General features: G+C 72.4%; 11 protein-coding genes. 7 read left to right on the forward strand and 4 right to left on the reverse strand.

Translation table 11 applies throughout. The annotated features are described in order from the left end of the window. The first annotated feature begins 814 nt into the window (after positions 1-814). The 4 genes from ABT015_RS30250 (at position 815) to glgB (ending at position 8,665) form a co-directional block, all read left to right on the forward strand. On the forward strand, positions 815-2,770 hold the full coding sequence (locus tag ABT015_RS30250) for an alpha-1,4-glucan--maltose-1-phosphate maltosyltransferase (RefSeq protein WP_350884713.1): 1,956 nt from the start codon (positions 815-817) through the stop codon (positions 2,768-2,770). Further along, positions 2,767-4,491, forward strand: a complete 1,725-nt coding sequence (treS, locus tag ABT015_RS30255) for a maltose alpha-D-glucosyltransferase (protein WP_063347760.1) — start codon at positions 2,767-2,769, stop codon at positions 4,489-4,491. Before ABT015_RS30250 ends, treS begins: the two co-directional genes overlap by 4 nt. A gap of 241 nt (positions 4,492-4,732) precedes the next feature. Continuing rightward, positions 4,733-6,223 (forward strand): maltokinase N-terminal cap-like domain-containing protein, encoded by a 1,491-nt coding sequence (locus tag ABT015_RS30260; RefSeq protein ID WP_350884691.1) that lies wholly within the window; start codon positions 4,733-4,735, stop codon positions 6,221-6,223. A gap of 93 nt (positions 6,224-6,316) precedes the next feature. Further along, complete coding sequence (gene glgB, locus ABT015_RS30265) at positions 6,317-8,665, forward strand: 1,4-alpha-glucan branching protein GlgB (protein WP_350884693.1); 2,349 nt, start codon at positions 6,317-6,319, stop codon at positions 8,663-8,665. A 63-nt stretch (positions 8,666-8,728) separates the two neighbouring features. Here glgB and ABT015_RS30270 read toward each other — a convergent pair whose 3' ends face one another. Together ABT015_RS30270 and ABT015_RS30275 are read right to left on the reverse strand one after the other, a co-directional pair. Beyond that, on the reverse strand, positions 8,729-9,133 hold the full coding sequence (locus ABT015_RS30270; protein WP_350884695.1) for a type II toxin-antitoxin system VapC family toxin: 405 nt from the start codon (positions 9,131-9,133) through the stop codon (positions 8,729-8,731). Beyond that, positions 9,130-9,411 (reverse strand): type II toxin-antitoxin system Phd/YefM family antitoxin, encoded by a 282-nt coding sequence (locus ABT015_RS30275; protein ID WP_350884697.1) that lies wholly within the window; start codon positions 9,409-9,411, stop codon positions 9,130-9,132. Before ABT015_RS30275 ends, ABT015_RS30270 begins: the two co-directional genes overlap by 4 nt. Positions 9,412-9,589: 178 nt before the next feature. On the opposite strand from ABT015_RS30275, the gene pta reads away from it, so the two are divergent. The 3 genes from pta (at position 9,590) to pyk (ending at position 14,476) form a co-directional block, all read left to right on the forward strand. Further along, complete coding sequence (pta, locus tag ABT015_RS30280) at positions 9,590-11,743, forward strand: phosphate acetyltransferase (protein WP_350884699.1); 2,154 nt, start codon at positions 9,590-9,592, stop codon at positions 11,741-11,743. Beyond that, on the forward strand, positions 11,740-12,954 hold the full coding sequence (locus tag ABT015_RS30285) for an acetate kinase (RefSeq protein WP_350884701.1): 1,215 nt from the start codon (positions 11,740-11,742) through the stop codon (positions 12,952-12,954). Before pta ends, ABT015_RS30285 begins: the two co-directional genes overlap by 4 nt. 94 nt (positions 12,955-13,048) lie before the next feature. After that, complete coding sequence (gene pyk, locus ABT015_RS30290) at positions 13,049-14,476, forward strand: pyruvate kinase (RefSeq protein WP_350884703.1); 1,428 nt, start codon at positions 13,049-13,051, stop codon at positions 14,474-14,476. Positions 14,477-14,574: 98 nt separating this feature from the next. Here pyk and ABT015_RS30295 read toward each other — a convergent pair whose 3' ends face one another. Continuing rightward, positions 14,575-16,011, reverse strand: a complete 1,437-nt coding sequence (locus ABT015_RS30295; protein ID WP_350884705.1) for a hypothetical protein — start codon at positions 16,009-16,011, stop codon at positions 14,575-14,577. Further along, complete coding sequence (locus tag ABT015_RS30300; protein WP_350884707.1) at positions 16,008-16,649, reverse strand: DUF6114 domain-containing protein; 642 nt, start codon at positions 16,647-16,649, stop codon at positions 16,008-16,010. Before ABT015_RS30300 ends, ABT015_RS30295 begins: the two co-directional genes overlap by 4 nt. Between the last annotated feature and the right edge of the window lie 153 nt (positions 16,650-16,802).

Here is a 16,802-nt window from a genome sequence, read left to right on the forward strand (position 1 = left end):
CTCAGGACAAAGCCCGAAACTACTGTCGTACCGCTGCAAAAGTCTTGTCCCCGGTGCGAGGATGACTCAAGGTCGTTGATGCTGCGGGGAGTGCGGCGGCGGGTGGCGTCCGCCTTGAAGCAGCACGTCCGAATCCTTTTCGCGTTGATCGTTCCCCTTCTTCTTAGCCCATTCGGCGCTCACCTCGCACCGACGCGTGTCCTCGTGCTCGGCCTGCTCGTTCACGGGTCGACCGGGTCGCCCAGGGGCGTGCCCCTGGAGGCGCGCGCCGGGACGCGCGCGGCTCCAGGGCTCCCGTCGAGGGCTCGGCGGGCGCCGGGCAGGTTGCCGGGGACGGCGGCGCGGGCAGGCTTCCGGTCGCACGTCCTCCCCACCCAGCAGTCCTCCCGGTACTCCCCTGGCCCATCCCCGGCCCGCGGGAGCTGCCGCCGATCTCGGGCAGGAGTTTGACATGCACGGCGACACGCGGGACCAGTCCACACCGGTGGCCGACAGCCACGACGCAGCGGTCGCGGAATCCGCCGGACGGATGGATTCTGACACTCGGACGGATCCGGCGATGCCGGCGCCGCGGGCCGCCGGGGCGGTCCGCACCGAGCCGGCCGAAGCGGCCCGACAACCCGGGGCCGAGGAGGGCCGGACCGCGGCACCGCGCAGGCGCACCACCACCACGCGCCGCGCCGCCGCCACCGCGAAGGCCACCGCCGACGCTGCCGGGACCGCCGGGACCACCGCCGAGGGCGCCTCCGGCGCCGCGCCGCGCAAGGCCTCCGCCCGCAAGCCCGCCGCCCGCAAGACGACAGAGAGCGACACCGTGATCGGCCGCATCCCCGTCCTGGACGTCAGCCCCCTCGTCGACGCCGGCCGTCGCCCGGCCAAGGCCGTCGCCGGCGAGACCTTCCTGGTCACCGCGACCGTGTTCCGCGAGGGCCACGACGCCGTCAACGCCAACGTGGTGCTGCGCGACCCGCGCGGCCGCGGCGGCCCGTGGACGCCGATGCGCGAGCTGGCCGAGGGCACCGACCGCTGGGGCGCGCACGTCACCCCGACCGCGCCCGGCCGCTGGTCGTACCTGGTCGAGGCGTGGAGCGACCCGGTCGCCACCTGGCGCCGGACCGCCGCCGTGAAGCTGCCCGCCGGGATCGACACCGCGCTGGTCCTGGAGGACGGCGCCCGGCTGCTGGAGCAGGCCGCCGCCGGCGTGCCGAAGAAGGAGGGCCGCGCGCACGTGCTGTCCGCCGCCGACGCGCTGCGCGACCCCGGCCTGCCGCCGCTGTCCCGGCTGGCCGCCGCGCTCGCCCCCGAGGTGCTGGACCTGCTGGCCCGGTACCCGCTGCGCGAACTGCTCAGCACCTCCCGCCCGCTGCCGCTCCAGGTGGACCGCGAGCGCGCGCTGTACGGCTCCTGGTACGAGTTCTTCCCCCGCTCGGAGGGGGCGGTGGTGGACCCGAGCGGCGTCGAGCCGCCGCGTTCGGGCACCCTGCGCACCGCCGCCGAGCGGCTGCCGGCCGTCGCCGCGATGGGCTTCGACGTGGTCTACCTGCCGCCGGTGCACCCGATCGGGCGAGCCTTCCGCAAGGGGCCGGACAACGCCCTGACGGCCGGTCCGCACGACGTCGGCTCGCCCTGGGCGATCGGCTCCCCCGAGGGCGGCCACGACGCCGTCCACCCCGACCTCGGCACGATCGAGGACTTCGACCACTTCGTCGCCGAGGCCGAGGCCCTGCACCTGGAGGTGGCGCTGGACTTCGCCCTCCAGTGCTCCCCCGACCACCCGTGGGTGAACAAGCACCCGGAATGGTTCAGCCACCGCGCGGACGGCACCATCGCGTACGCCGAGAACCCGCCGAAGAAGTACCAGGACATCTATCCGATCAACTTCGACCAGGACATGGAAGGAATCGTCAAGGAAACCATCCGGATCCTCCGGTTCTGGATGTCCCACGGCGTTCGGATCTTCCGGGTCGACAACCCGCACACCAAACCGGTGGCGTTCTGGGAGAAGGTGCTCGCCGACATCTCCCGCACCGACCCGGACGTCGTGTTCCTGGCGGAGGCCTTCACCCGGCCCGCGATGATGCACACCCTGGGGAAGATCGGTTTCCACCAGTCGTACACGTACTTCACCTGGCGCACCACCAAACCGGAACTCACCGAGTACCTCACCGAACTCACCGGTGACGCCGCCGCCTACATGCGGCCGAACTTCTTCGCCAACACCCCGGACATCCTGCACGGCTACCTCCAGCACGGCGGCCGCGCCGCGTTCGCGATCCGCGCCGTGCTCGCCGCCACCCTCGCCCCCAGCTACGGCGTCTACGCCGGCTTCGAGCTGTACGAGGACGAGCCGGCCCACCCCGGCTCCGAGGAGTACCTGCACTCGGAGAAGTACGAGCTGCGCCCGCGCGACTGGACCCGCACCGACTCCCTCGCCCCGCTGCTCACCGTGCTGAACCGGCTGCGCCGGCGCCACCCCGCCCTCCAGCAGCTGCGCAACCTGCGCTTCCACCCCACCGACAACGACCAGGTGCTCGCCTACTCCAAGACCGCGACCACCCCCGAGGGCCTCACCGACCAGGTCGTCGCCGTGGTCAACCTCGACCCGCACCACGTCCAGGAGGCCACCGTCACCCTCGACGGCGACGGCCCGTACGCGGTGCACGACGAGCTCACCGGCGCCGTCTACACCTGGGGCCGGCACAACTACGTCCGGCTCGATCCCTCAGCCGAGCCGGCTCACCTCCTCACGGTTCGGAGGAACCCAGCGTGACTGTGAACGAGCCCGTCCCCGACACCTTCCCGGAGACCTCGAAGAAGAACCTGGACCCGGAGTGGTTCAAGCGTGCGGTCTTCTACGAGGTGCTGGTGCGGTCCTTCCAGGACAGCAACGGCGACGGGGTCGGGGACCTGAAGGGGCTCACCACCAAACTCGACTACCTGCAGTGGCTCGGGGTCGACTGCCTCTGGCTCCCGCCGTTCTTCGCCTCGCCGCTGCGCGACGGCGGGTACGACGTGGCCGACTACAAGTCGGTGCTGCCGGAGTTCGGCGACCTCGCCGACTTCATGGAGTTCGTCGACGCCGCGCACGCCCGCGGCATGCGCGTGATCATCGACTTCGTCATGAACCACACCAGCGACCAGCACCCGTGGTTCCAGGCCTCCCGGACGGACCCGGACGGCCCGTACGGCGACTTCTACATGTGGGCCGACGACGACAAGCAGTACCCGGACGCCCGGATCATCTTCGTCGACACCGAGACCTCCAACTGGACGTACGACCCGGTCCGCAAGCAGTACTTCTGGCACCGGTTCTTCTCCCACCAGCCGGACCTCAACTACGACAACCCCCGCGTCCAGCAGGAGATGATCGCCGGACTGCGGTTCTGGCTCGACCTCGGCATCGACGGCTTCCGGCTGGACGCGGTGCCGTACCTGTTCGCCCGCGAGGGCACCAACTGCGAGAACCTGCCGGAGACCCACGAGTTCCTCCAGCGGGTCCGCAAGGAGATCGACGCCGACTACCCCGACACCGTGCTGCTGGCCGAGGCCAACCAGTGGCCCGAGGACGTCGTCGACTACTTCGGCGACTTCACCGCGGGCGGCGACGAGTGCCACATGGCGTTCCACTTCCCGGTGATGCCCCGGATCTTCATGGCCGTGCGGCGGGAGTCCCGCTACCCGGTGTCGGAGATCCTCAGCAAGACCCCGCAGATCCCCGGCGGCTGCCAGTGGGGCATCTTCCTGCGCAACCACGACGAGCTGACCCTGGAGATGGTCACCGACGAGGAGCGCGACTACATGTACGCGGAGTACGCCAAGGACCCCCGGATGCGCGCCAACGTGGGCATCCGCCGCCGGCTCGCCCCGCTGCTGGAGAACGACCGCAACCAGATCGAGCTGTTCACCGCCCTGCTGTTCTCGCTGCCCGGCTCGCCGGTCCTCTACTACGGGGACGAGATCGGCATGGGCGACAACATCTGGCTGGGCGACCGGGACGGCGTGCGCACGCCGATGCAGTGGACCCCGGACCGCAACGCGGGTTTCTCCTCCGCCGACCCGGGCAGGCTCAGTCTGCCGCCCATCATGGATCCGGTGTACGGCTACCAGGTGACCAACGTCGAGGCACAGCAGAGCAGTTCGAGTTCGCTGCTGCACTGGACGCGTCGCATGATCGAGATCCGCAAGCTCAATCCGGCGTTCGGCCTCGGCACGTACACCGAACTGCCCTCCAGCAACCCCGCCGTGCTGGCCTTCGTGCGCGAACACGAGGGGGACCTGGTCATGTGCGTGAACAACTTCTCGCGGTTCGCGCAGCCGACCGAGCTGGATCTGCGGCAGTACGGCGGACGGTACCCGGTCGAGCTGATCGGCGGGGTGCGCTTCCCCTCCATCGGCGAGTGGCCCTACCTGCTCACGCTGGCCGGCCACGGCTTCTACTGGTTCCAGCTCCGGCAGCCGCCGCGGCTGAGCGGGACCAGGCGCTCGAAGTAACGATCCGCCACACCCTGCCCCACAGCACCACCAGACCCTCCGGGGGCGCGAGTTGTACCCCTGCGCCCCCGGAGTTCTCTGCACCGCCGCGTACGGAGAACAGCCCAACGGCCACCCACACGAAGGCGTGACACCTGAGCCCCGCTCGCGTGCCGCCGCCGCCGCGCCGCCGAAATCCGGAAGACTGACGGACCCGGCCAGACCCGTCGGGCAGTCCGCCCGCTTCCGGGGAAAGGGAGTCATGTCCGAAACCTCCCGTTCTCAAGCCCATGTGCAGCAGGACGCCCCCGCCGACCCCGCCTCACCGGCGGGCGCGCGGAGCACCGGGGCCCGGAGAACCGCCCTGGGGGTCAGCGAACTCGTCCAGGCCGCGCTGCCGCTGATCGCCGAGTGGCTCCCCACCCAGCGGTGGTACGCCGGGAAGGGACGGCCCATCACCGGCCTCACCCCGATGGTCGGAACCCCGCTCCAGGTCGGCGACCCCGCCCTGCTGCACCTGCTGCTGCGGGTCGAGCACGCCACCACGGCCGGCGCCCCGCACGGCGACATCTACCAACTCCTGCTCGGCATCCGCTCGGAGGGGCCCGCGGACATCGAGCCCAGCGCCGTGCTCGGCCGGCTCAGCCAGGGACCGTACGACGGCGCGGCGCTCTACGACGCCGTCCACGACCCCGAACTCACCGGGCGGCTGCTGGAACACCTCGCCACCGGCGACCGGTTCGGCGCGCTGTCCTTCCGCCGGACCCCCGGCTCCGGGCTCCCCGCCAACCTCCCCGGCCGCGCCTCCACCGCCGAGCAGTCCAACAGCTCGGTCATCTACGGCACCTCGTACATCCTCAAACTGTTCCGCCGCATCCACCCCGGCACCAACCCCGACCTCGAACTCTCCCTCGCCCTCTCCCGAGCCGGCTCCACCCGGATCCCCCGGGTCGCCGCCTGGTTCGAGAGCCGGCTGGAACGCGCCGAACCCGCCACCCTCGGGCTGCTCCAGCGCTACCTGCCGGACGCCGAGGACGGCTGGGAGCTCGCCCTCGACCAGGTCGGCCGGCTCAAGGGCGACCCCTCCCCCGGCAACTTCGCCATCGAGGCCCACCGGCTCGGCCGGGCCACCGCCGAAGTCCACCGGGTCCTGGCCCGCTCGATGCCGGTCGCCCGGCTCGACCGCGCCCAGACCAGCCGGCTCGCCACCACCATGGCCGACCGGCTGGACAGCGCCGTCGCCGCCGTCCCCGGCCTGCTGCGCTACCGGGCCGCACTGCGCACCGCCTTCCAGCAGCTCGCCGACGCCCACCCCGACGGCCTGCCCGTCCAGCGCATCCACGGCGACCTGCACCTCGGACAGGCCATGCGCACCCCGCACGGCTGGGTGCTGCTGGACTTCGAGGGCGAACCCGCCAAGTCCGTCAACGAACGCCGCGAACCCCAGCCCGCGCTGCGCGACGTCGCCGCCATGCTCCGCTCCTTCGACTACGCGGCAGCCCACCTGCTGGCCGGCGGCCCGGTCGACCCGGAACTCGCCCACCTCGCCGCCGCCTGGGCCCAGCGCAACCGCACCGCCTTCTGCGCCGGCTACACCGCCGGCGGCGGCGCCGACCCGGCGGCCTCACCGGAGCTGATGCGGGCCCTGGAGATCGACAAGGCGGTGTACGAGGTCGTGTACGAGGCCCGGCACCGGCCGAGCTGGCTGCCGATCCCGCTCGCCGCGATCAACCGGCTCGCCCTCACCGTCTGACCGCCCCGGCCCCGCCCGCACCCCTGCCCTACCCGCACCCCCGGTTCCGCCGCCCTGGAGTTAGCCCACCCCCCGTCGCAGGAGGACCCAGCCGTGACGCCGCTCGACCCGCCCGGCCGCACCACCCGCCCCGTCCCGGCCACGTTCCTGGCCGGCCCGGACTCGCCCCGGCCCGAGCCCGTCCCGGCCGAGGAGCCCGCGCCGGTCGCGGAGTCCGCACCGGCCACGGCTCCGCCCACGGCCTCGCTGCGCCTGCCCGAGGCGCCGCTGCCGCCGTCCGAGGTGGACCGGCTGGTCGGCGGGCAGCACCACGACCCGCACGCCCTGCTCGGCGCGCACCCGGTGCACGGCGGCACCGCGATCCGGGTGCTGCGCCCGTTCGCCGAGCGGGTGGTCGTCGAGACCACCCAGGGCCCGGCCGAACTCACCCATCAGCAGGGCGGGTTGTTCACCGGACTGGTGGCCGGCGCCGACGCCGTGGACTACCGGCTGCTGGTGACCTACCCCGGCGGCGAGCCGCTGGCCCAGCACGACGGCTACCGCACTCCGCCCACCCTCGGCGAACTCGACCTGCACCTGATCTCCGAAGGCCGGCACGAGCAGCTGTGGCAGGCCCTCGGCTCGCACGTGCGGACCGTCGACGGCGTCGCCGGCACCGCCTTCGCGGTCTGGGCGCCGAACGCCGTCGGCGTCCGGCTGATCGGCGACTTCAACCACTGGGACGGCACCGGGCACCCGATGCGCTCGCTCGGCTCGTCCGGCATCTGGGAGCTCTTCGTCCCGGGCCTCGCCGAGGGTGCCGCGTACAAGTACGAGGTCCACACCCGGCAGGGCTGGGTGCTCGACAAGGCCGACCCGCTCGCCCGGGCCGCCCAGTGCCCGCCCGCCACCGCCTCGGTGGTCACCTCCTCCGACTACCACTGGCAGGACGGCGAGTGGATGGCCCGCCGGGCCCGCGCCGCGCACCACCGGGCACCGATGTCCGTCTACGAGCTGCACCTGGCCTCCTGGCGGCCCGACCTCACCGACTACCGCGCCATCGCCGATGAACTGCCGCGCTACCTCAAGGAGTTGAACTTCACCCACGTGGAGTTCATGCCGGTCATGGAGCACCCCTTCGGCGGCTCCTGGGGCTACCAGGTGTCCGGCTACTACGCGCCCACCGCCCGGCTCGGCAGCCCCGACGACTTCCGCCACCTGGTCGACACCCTGCACCGGCACGGCATCGGCGTGATCGTCGACTGGGTGCCCGCCCACTTCCCCAAGGACGCCTTCGCGCTCGCCCGCTTCGACGGCGAGCCGCTGTACGAGCCGGCCGACCCGCTGCGTGCCGAGCACCCCGACTGGGGAACCCTGGAGTTCGACTACGGCCGCACGGAGGTGCGCAACTTCCTCGTCGCCAACGCGGTCTACTGGTGCGAGGAGTTCCACATCGACGGACTGCGGGTGGACGCCGTCGCCTCCATGCTCTACCTCGACTACTCCCGCGAGGGCGGCGCCTGGACGCCCAACCAGCACGGCGGCCGGGAGAACCCGGACGCGGCCGCGTTCCTCCAGGAGATGAACGCCACCGTCTACCGGCGCTGCCCCGGCGTGGTCACCATCGCCGAGGAGTCCACCGCCTGGGACGGCGTCACCCGCCCCACCGACGCCGGCGGCCTCGGCTTCGGACTCAAGTGGAACATGGGCTGGATGCACGACTCGCTGGTCTACATGTCCAAGGAGCCGGTGCACCGCAAGTTCCACCACAACGAGATCACCTTCTCGATGGTGTACGCCTACTCGGAGAACTACGTCCTGCCGATCTCGCACGACGAGGTGGTGCACGGCAAGCAGGCGCTGGTCTCCAAGATGCCCGGCGACTGGTGGCAGCAGCGCGCCAACCACCGCGCCTACCTGGGGTTCATGTGGTCCCACCCGGGCAAGCAACTGCTCTTCATGGGGCAGGAGTTCGCCCAGGGCGCGGAATGGGACCACGAGCAGGGCCCGCAGTGGTGGGTGCTCGACGAGCGGTGGCCCGCCCACCAGGACCACCGCGGTGTCCGCCGGCTGGTCCGCGACCTCAACCGGCACTACCTGGACACCCCCGCCCTCTGGGAACGGGACACCACCCCGGACGGCTTCCGCTGGCTCGACGGCGGCGCCGCCGAGGACAACCTGCTCTCCTTCGTCCGGTACGCGGCCGACGGCTCGCCACTGGTCGCGGTCTGCAACTTCTCCCCCGTCGTCCGGCACGGCCACCGGATCGGCCTGCCCGACCTGGACGGCCGCGACCAGCTGTGGGAGGAACTGCTCAACACCGACGCCGAGGCCTACGGCGGCGGCGGCATCGGCAACTCCCACCCGGTCAAGGCCGAACCGACCCCCTGGCACGACCAGCCCCGCTCCGCCGAACTGGTCCTCCCCCCGCTCGCCACCCTCTGGCTCCGCCCGGCCCGCTGAGGGCCTGGCACCAGAACATCTGAGCGCCTGAGTGTCCGAGCGCCTGCCCGGCCGGGCAGGCGCTCAGCGCGGTGCCGACACCGGGAAGCCGAGGTCCTCCGCGGCCCTGCCCAGCTCGCGGTCGTAGGTGATGAACTCGGTCAGCTCCGTCCGGAACGGGTCCGCGCTGGCCAGGTGCAACGCGTCCAGCGAGCCGAGGCGCGGAGTGCGGTAGGAGAGCGCCCGGGCGAGCACCGCGCTGCTGAGGTCGACCTGGTGGCTGCCCCGGAGTGCCTGGTCCACGTAGTAGGGGACCTGCTGGTGGGCCAGGCCCGCGCGGAGCAGGGTGCGGGTGATCTCCAGCCGGGCCAGCGCGCCGGTGATCAGCTCGGTCCCGGCGGGCAGCGCCTGCCGCCACGCCCGCAGTGCGGCCGTCTCGGGCTCCGGCTTGATGAACTTCAGCAGCGCGCAGGAGTCGAGGTAGATCAACGGTTCCGCTCCCGTTCGCGGTCTTCCACCAGGAGGTCCGAGAGGCTGCCGATCTCCGGCAGCAGATCGAGGGCCAGCTCGGGCATGCCCTCCTCGGCGGGCGGGGTGACCTCGCCGGCCGCGATCATGCGTTCGAGGGTCGTCGCCGGGGGCTCCTCCGGCACGAGTCTCAGCACGGGCCGCCCGCGGTCGGTGACGACGATCGTCGCGCCGGCCCGGACCCGCGCGACCGCCTTCGACGGGTTCTGGTTCAGCTCACGCAGTCCCATGGTCTCCATGCCCTCCAATGTAACTACCTCATGTAGGTACATCAAGGGCGGGCGGCAGCGCAAACCCCGTGCCCAGGACGTTCAGCCCTTGCCCCGACTCGGCCGCTCTGCTCGCGGACGTCCGTTCGCAGTGCGAAGGTATGGTCGATATGGCCATATTCCGAGACGACGGGACGGAGACACCCACGTGGCGCGCAGCGTGTACGTGACCGGTATCGACCGGGGGGACGGCCGACAGGCGGTCGAACTCGGGGTCATGGAACTGCTCACCCGCCAGGTGGACCGGGTCGGGGTGTTCCGGCCGCTGGTGCACGCGCCCGTGGGGGCGCCTCCCGGCCACCGGGCCGGGGGCGCGCCGGGCTCGGACCACGTGGTGGAGCTGCTGCGCGGCCGGTACCGGATCGACCTGCCGAGTTCCGAGCTGTACGGGCTCAGCTACGAGGAGGCCGCCGCGCTGCAGGCCGCCCACGGGCAGGACGAGCTGGTCTCCGCCCTGGTCGACCGCTTCCGCGCGCTGGAGCGGCGCTGCCAGGCGGTGCTGGTGCTCGGCACCGACTTCGCCGACACCAACATCCCGGACGAGCTGGCCTTCAACGCCCGGCTGGCCAACGAGTTCGGCGCCGCCGTGCTGCCGGTGGTCGGCGGGCACGCCGAGGACCCGGAGGCCGTCATCGCCGAGGTCCGCAACGCCCACCGGGCGTTCACCGACCTGGGCTGCGAGACCCTGGCGATGATCGCCAACCGGGTCGCCCCGGGTGCCAAGCAGCGGATCCAGCGCAAGCTCACCGAGAAGCTGCCGATCCCCGCCTACGTCATCCCGGAGGAGCCGGCGCTGGCCGCGCCGACCGTCGCCCAGCTGGTCGAGACGACCGGCGCCGAGGTCCTGCTCGGGGACGCCGCCGGCCTGGCCCGGGACGTCCGCGGCTTCGTCTTCGGCGGCGCCATGCTGCCCACCTTCCTGGACGCCCTGACCGAGGGCGCCCTGGTCGTCACCCCCGGGGACCGCGCCGACCTGGTGATCGGCTCACTGGCCGCGCACGCCGCCGGTGCCCCGCCGATCGCCGGCGTACTGCTGACGCTCGGCCAGCACCCCGGCCCGAACGTGATGGCACTGGCCGCCCGGCTCGCCCCCGGCACCCCGGTCGCGGTCGTCCCGGAGGGCAGCTGGCCGACCGCCGCGACCCTCACCCACCTGGAGGGCAAGCTCACCGCGGCCAGTCCGCGGAAGGCCGAGATCGCCCTCGGACTGTTCGAACTGCACGTCGACACGGCCGAGTTGACCAACCTGATCGAGGTCGGCCGGTCCGAGCGCGTCACCCCGATGATGTTCGAGCACGAGCTGCTGGAGCGGGCCCGGGCGAGCCGGCGGCACGTCGTCCTGCCGGAGGGCACCGAGGAGCGGGTGCTGCGCGCGGCCGAGATCCTGCTGCGCCGCAACATCTGCGACCTCACCCTGCTCGGCGAGGCCGACGCGGTGCGCCGCAAGGCCGCGGGCCTCGGCATCGACCTCCCGCAGGAGCAGTCGGGCGGCGACCGCGCCCAGGTCCGGATCGTCGACCCGACCACCAGCCCGCTGCGCCGCCAGTTCGCCGAGCTGTACGCCCGGCTGCGCGCCCACAAGGGGATGACCGTCGAACTGGCGCTGGACGTGGTCACCGACGTCTCGTACTTCGGCACCCTGATGGTCCAGGAGGGCATCGCGGACGGCATGGTCTCCGGCGCGGTGCACTCCACCGCCGCGACCATCCGGCCCGCCTTCGAGGTGATCAAGACCTCGCCGGGCGCGGCCATCGTGTCGAGCGTCTTCTTCATGTGCCTGGCCGACAAGGTGCTGGTGTACGGCGACTGCGCGGTCAACCCCGACCCGGACGCCCAGCAGCTGGCCGACATCGCGATCCAGTCCGCCGCCACCGCCGCCCAGTTCGGGGTGGAGCCGCGGGTCGCGATGCTCTCGTACTCGACCGGCACCTCCGGGTCCGGCGCGGACGTCGACAAGGTCCGCAAGGCCACCGAGCTGGTCCGCGAGCTGCGGCCGGACATCCTGGTCGAGGGCCCGATCCAGTACGACGCGGCGGTGGACGCCCACGTCGCGGCCACCAAGCTGCCGGGCTCCGCGGTGGCGGGCCGGGCGACCGTGCTGATCTTCCCGGACCTCAACACCGGCAACAACACCTACAAGGCGGTCCAGCGCTCGGCGGGCGCGGTGGCGGTCGGCCCCGTCCTCCAGGGCCTGCGCAAGCCCGTCAACGACCTCTCGCGCGGCGCGCTGGTCCAGGACATCGTCAACACCGTCGCGATCACCGCCATCCAGGCCCAGGACGAGAAGGAGTCGAAGGCATGAGCGAAGGAACGCGCGTTCTCGTCCTGAACGCCGGCTCCTCGTCGGTGAAGTACCAGCTGATCGACATGCTGGACGGCGCCCGGCTGGCCTCCGGCCTGGTGGAGCGGATCGGCGAGCCCGGCGGGCGGCTGGTGCACACCCCGCACTCGGGCGGGCCGCGCGAGCTGCCGCAGCTCTTCCCGGACCACTCCGCCGCCCTGAAGGCCGTCGCCGAGGAGCTGGCCGCCGACGGCCTCGGGCTGGACTCCCCCGAGCTGGCCGCGATCGGCCACCGGGTGGTGCACGGCGGCAAGCGGTTCACCGAGCCGACCGTGGTCACCGACGACGTGCTCAAGGAGATCCGCCGGCTGATCCCGGTCGCGCCGCTGCACAACCCGGCCAACATCACCGGCATCGAGGTGGCCCGCGCGCTGCGCCCGGACCTCCCCCAGGTGGCCGTCTTCGACACCGCCTTCCACGCCTCGATGCCCGAGTTCTCGGCCCGGTACGCGATCGACAAGGCCGTGGCCGACGAGCACCGGGTGCGCCGCTACGGCTTCCACGGCACCTCGCACCAGTACGTCTCGCGGGCCACCGCCCGGCTGCTCGGCAAGGACCCGGCCGAGGTGAACGTGATCGTGCTGCACCTGGGCAACGGCGCCTCCGCCTCGGCGGTCGCCGGCGGTCGCTGCCTGGACACCTCGATGGGCCTGACCCCGCTGGAGGGCCTGGTCATGGGCACCCGCTCGGGCGACATCGACGCCGGTGTGGTGTTCCACCTGCACCGGGTGGGCGGGCTGTCGATCGACGAGATCGACGACCTGCTCAACCGCCGCAGCGGTCTGCGCGGCCTGTGCGGCGACAACGACATGCGCGAGATCATGCGCCGGGCCGGGGCCGGGGACGCCGACGCGAAGCTCGCCTTCGACGCGTACATCCACCGGCTGCGCAAGTACATCGGCGGCTACTACGCCGTGCTCGGCCGGGTGGACGCGATCGCGTTCACCGCGGGCGTCGGGGAGAACGCGGCGCCGGTGCGCGCGGCGGCCACCGCCGGGCTGGACGAACTGGGCATCGCGGTCGACCCCGAGCTGAACTCGGTGCGCTCCGGCGAGGCCCGGATCATCTCGCCCGCGTACGCCCGGGTGGCGGTCGCCGTGGTGCCCACCGACGAGGAACTGGAGATCGCCCGGCAGGCCTTCGCCCTGGTGCACCGGCGGCCCGGGGACTGACCGGCCGCCGTCTCGCCCCTCGGAATCCTTCGTCGGCGATTCCTCTCGATTCGTGCCGAATGCACCTATAACACGAACGGATAGACTGATCCATATGCGCCGAGCGAAAATTGTCTGCACCCTGGGTCCGGCGACGGACTCCTACGAACAGCTGAAGGCCATCGTCGAGGCGGGCATGAACGTCGCCCGACTGAACATGAGCCACGGCAACCACGCGGACCACGAGGAGCGGTACCGCAAGGTCCGCCAGGTCTCGGAGGACACCGGCAAGGCCATCGGCGTCCTGGCCGACCTCCAGGGTCCCAAGATCCGTCTGGCGACCTTCGCCAACGGCCCGGTGACCGTCGACAACGGCGACGAGTTCACCATCACCACCGAGGACGTCCCCGGTGACCAGCACATCTGCGGCACCACCTACAAGGGCCTGCCCGGCGACGTCAAGCCCGGCGACCCGATCCTGATCAACGACGGCGTCATCGCCCTGGAGGTCGTCAGCGTCGACGGCCCGCGGGTGAAGACCGTGGTGATCGAGGGCGGCGTGCTCTCGAACAACAAGGGCATCAACCTGCCCGGCGCGGCCGTGAACGTGCCCGCCCTGTCCGAGAAGGACAAGGACGACCTGCGCTTCTCGCTGCGCCTGGGCGTCGACATGATCGCCCTGTCCTTCGTCCGCAACGCGGACGACATCAAGGACGTCCACGAGGTCATGGACGAGGTCGGCATCCGCGTGCCGGTCATCGCCAAGATCGAGAAGCCGCAGGCCGTCGAGGCCATGGAGGAGATCGTCCTCGCCTTCGACGCCATCATGGTCGCCCGCGGCGACCTGGCCGTCGAGTACCCGCTGGAGCGGGTGCCGCTGGTCCAGAAGCAGCTGATCACACTGGCCCGCCGCAACGCCAAGCCCGTCATCGTCGCCACCCAGATGATGGAGTCGATGATCCACGCCTCGCGCCCCACCCGCGCCGAGGTCTCCGACGTCGCCAACGCCATCCTGGACGGCACCGACGCGGTCATGCTGTCCGCCGAGTCGAGCGTCGGCAAGTACCCGATCGAGACCGTGCGCACCATGAGCCGGATCGCCGAGAAGGCCGAGGAGGAGCTGCTGTCCCAGGGCCTCCAGCCGCTCAACCCGGGCCGCAAGCCGCGCACCCAGGGCGGCTCGATCGCCCGCGCCGCGTGCGAGCTGGGCGACTTCCTGAACGGCCAGGCGCTGGTCGCGTTCACCAAGTCCGGTGACACCGCCCGCCGCCTGTCCCGCTACCGTTCGCCGATCCCGGTGGTCGCGTTCACCCCGGACGTCGCCACCCGCAACCAGCTCTCGCTGAGCTGGGGCGTCGAGGCGCACGTCACCGAGCAGGTCGGGTCCACCGACGAGATGGTCGCCCAGGTCGACCGGGAGCTGCTGCGCATGGGCAAGCTCGCCGAGGGCGCGACCGTCATCGTCACCGCCGGCTCGCCCCCCGGCATCCCCGGCAACACCAACATGGTCCAGGTGCACCACCTGGGCACCCGGGGCGAGTAACACCCCGTGGCACCGACGCCCGTGGGGCGGTCCTCCGCTGGAGGGCCGCCCCACGGGCGTTCTCGCGACGTCGCCGCCGTGGCGCGTCCGCCGGTCGCCTACTTGTCGCTGTAGGGCGCGTCGTCGTTGAACAGGCGCATGCCGGGGATGGTCAGCGTGCCGCCGAACTGGCCGGCCTGCTTGGCGGTGACCCCGGTCAGCTCCAGGTCCAGCGGGATCGGGATCGAGCCGATCAGGTCGTACAGCCAGCGCGGCAGGGTGTCCGGGGTGAGGGTGATCTCGCCCAGGTCGATCGGGATCGGCAGGCCGAGCACCTTGGAGAGGTGGCCGGACAGCCGCTCCACGTACATCGTGACCGGGCCCTTGCGCATGGTCGAGGTCGAGCCGGGGGCGCCCTTCACGTGGAAGGTCTTGCCGTTGCCCTGCAACGTCGACATGTCGAGGTTGTCGATGTCGACGCTGTCCACCACGAACTTCAGCACCCGCTTGGTGCCGGTCGGGGTCCGCACGTCGTAGACGCCGTGGAAGGCCGCGCCGTGCAACGCCAGCCTGCTGGTCGCCAGCGTCCAGTTCTGCTGCGGGACGACGTCCCCGGTGGCGGGCGCGCCGGCGCTCAGGCCGCTGGTGTCCACCGCGCAGTTGGGGTTGGCGCTCGGCGAGGACGACGGGGTCTCGGCGGCGGTCCCGGACGGGGTGGCGGAGGCCGTCTTCGGGCTCGCCTTGCCGCTCGGCTTCCCCGTCGTACCGCCGGCCGGGCCGCTGGTGGCGGGGGCCGGCGCGGCGGGCGAGGCCTGGTCGCCCGCCGGGGTCTGCTCGCCGCTGCCGGCGGCGGGCGGCGGGGTGCCGGGCGGCCCGTCGGCCGGGGCCCCGGTCGTCGGGGCCTGCGGCTGGACCGGCGTGTCGGCGCGCGGGGCCGGGACGGCCGGTGCGGGGGCCTGGGTGGTGGCCGGCGCGGGGGTGCCGGTCGACTTGGCGCTCGGCGTCGGGCTCGGTGAACCACCCGGGTCCAGCAGGTGGTTGACGCCGCCCAGGACGTCGTCGATCAGCCCGGCCTGGTGGACCGTGTCCGAACCGCCGGGGGCGGCGGAGCGGGCGGCCGGCGGCGTGGTCGCCGGGGTGCCGGCCGTGCCGGTCGGGGTCGCGCCGTCGCTCGGCGTACCGGCCGGCGCGGAGGGCTGCTGGGTGGGCGCGCCGGTCGGCGTCCGGGTGGGGATCGCGCTCGGCCCCGTCGAAGCCCCCGTCGAGGGCGCGGTGGGGGGCACCGTGGACGGGCCGGGCGGCGGCTCGGGCAGCTCGCTCTTGGGGACGGGCGTCTCCAGCGGCGCGACGTCCGGCACGGTGGCGGGCGCGGTCCCGCAGGGCTTGCCCGCCGTGGACTCGGCGACGGCCGGGTTCGGGGTGTACGCGGCGGCCATCAGCAGTGCCGTCGGCACCGCGGCCATCGCCAGCGCGCGGCCTCTCAGCCGGACCCGGACGGGCGTGCGCGGCGCCGCGTGTCGACCGGCGCGCTGCGGTTGGTCGTCCGACGCGCTCACCGCGCCTCCTTCGGGTCCACGGCGGCGGCCTGCTCGTTCGACGCGGCCTGTGCGGGCAGCTTCGCGGTGGGCGCTTCGGCCGCCGCGGGCTCGGTGGCGACGCTCTCGACGACGACCGCGCTCTCGCCGACGGCGGCCTCGGCGGCCGGGGCCCCAAGTGCGGGGGCCTCGGCCGCGGGGGCCTCGGTGGCGACGCTCGCGGCGACGGCGGTCTTGGCCGCCTTCGGCTCCGGCAGCGGCGCCCAGGACGCCATCAGACCGCCGCCGATCAGCCCCGGCAGCAGCGCCAGGCCGAACCCGGCCAGGTTGGAGACCGGGATCGAGACCAGCGTCAGCAGGGTGGTGGCGACCCCCGCGAAGACCCGCACGGTCGGCTGGAACCACGCGGTCAGCCCGAGCACGATCAGCAGCACGCCGATGATCAGCGATCCGGCGCCCGCCGTGGTGGCCATGGCCACCGTCATGCCGCCCAACGAGAGCTTGGCGTACGGGAAGTACATGATCGGGACGCCGGCGATCATGGCCAGCAGGCCGCCGTAGTACGGCCGCGTCCGACGGAAGGTACGGAACACCCGGCGCAGCCACTGGACGGGGTTCTCGTGCTCGGCGGGCCGGAATGAGGCAAGGGCGCTGGACACGGTGCAGCTCCTCGATGGTGTGAACGAGGGATGGACGAGACACGGGATCCGGTGGCGGTCGGCGACCAGATCAACCAGTACGGCGACCACAACACCGGAAAGAAGGTCAGCCTGTGAGCGGCGGCATCCACTTCGGGGACTCGGTCACCCAGC

It is taken from the genome of Kitasatospora sp. NPDC094016 (genome assembly GCF_040304045.1).
Lineage (GTDB): Bacteria > Actinomycetota > Actinomycetes > Streptomycetales > Streptomycetaceae > Kitasatospora.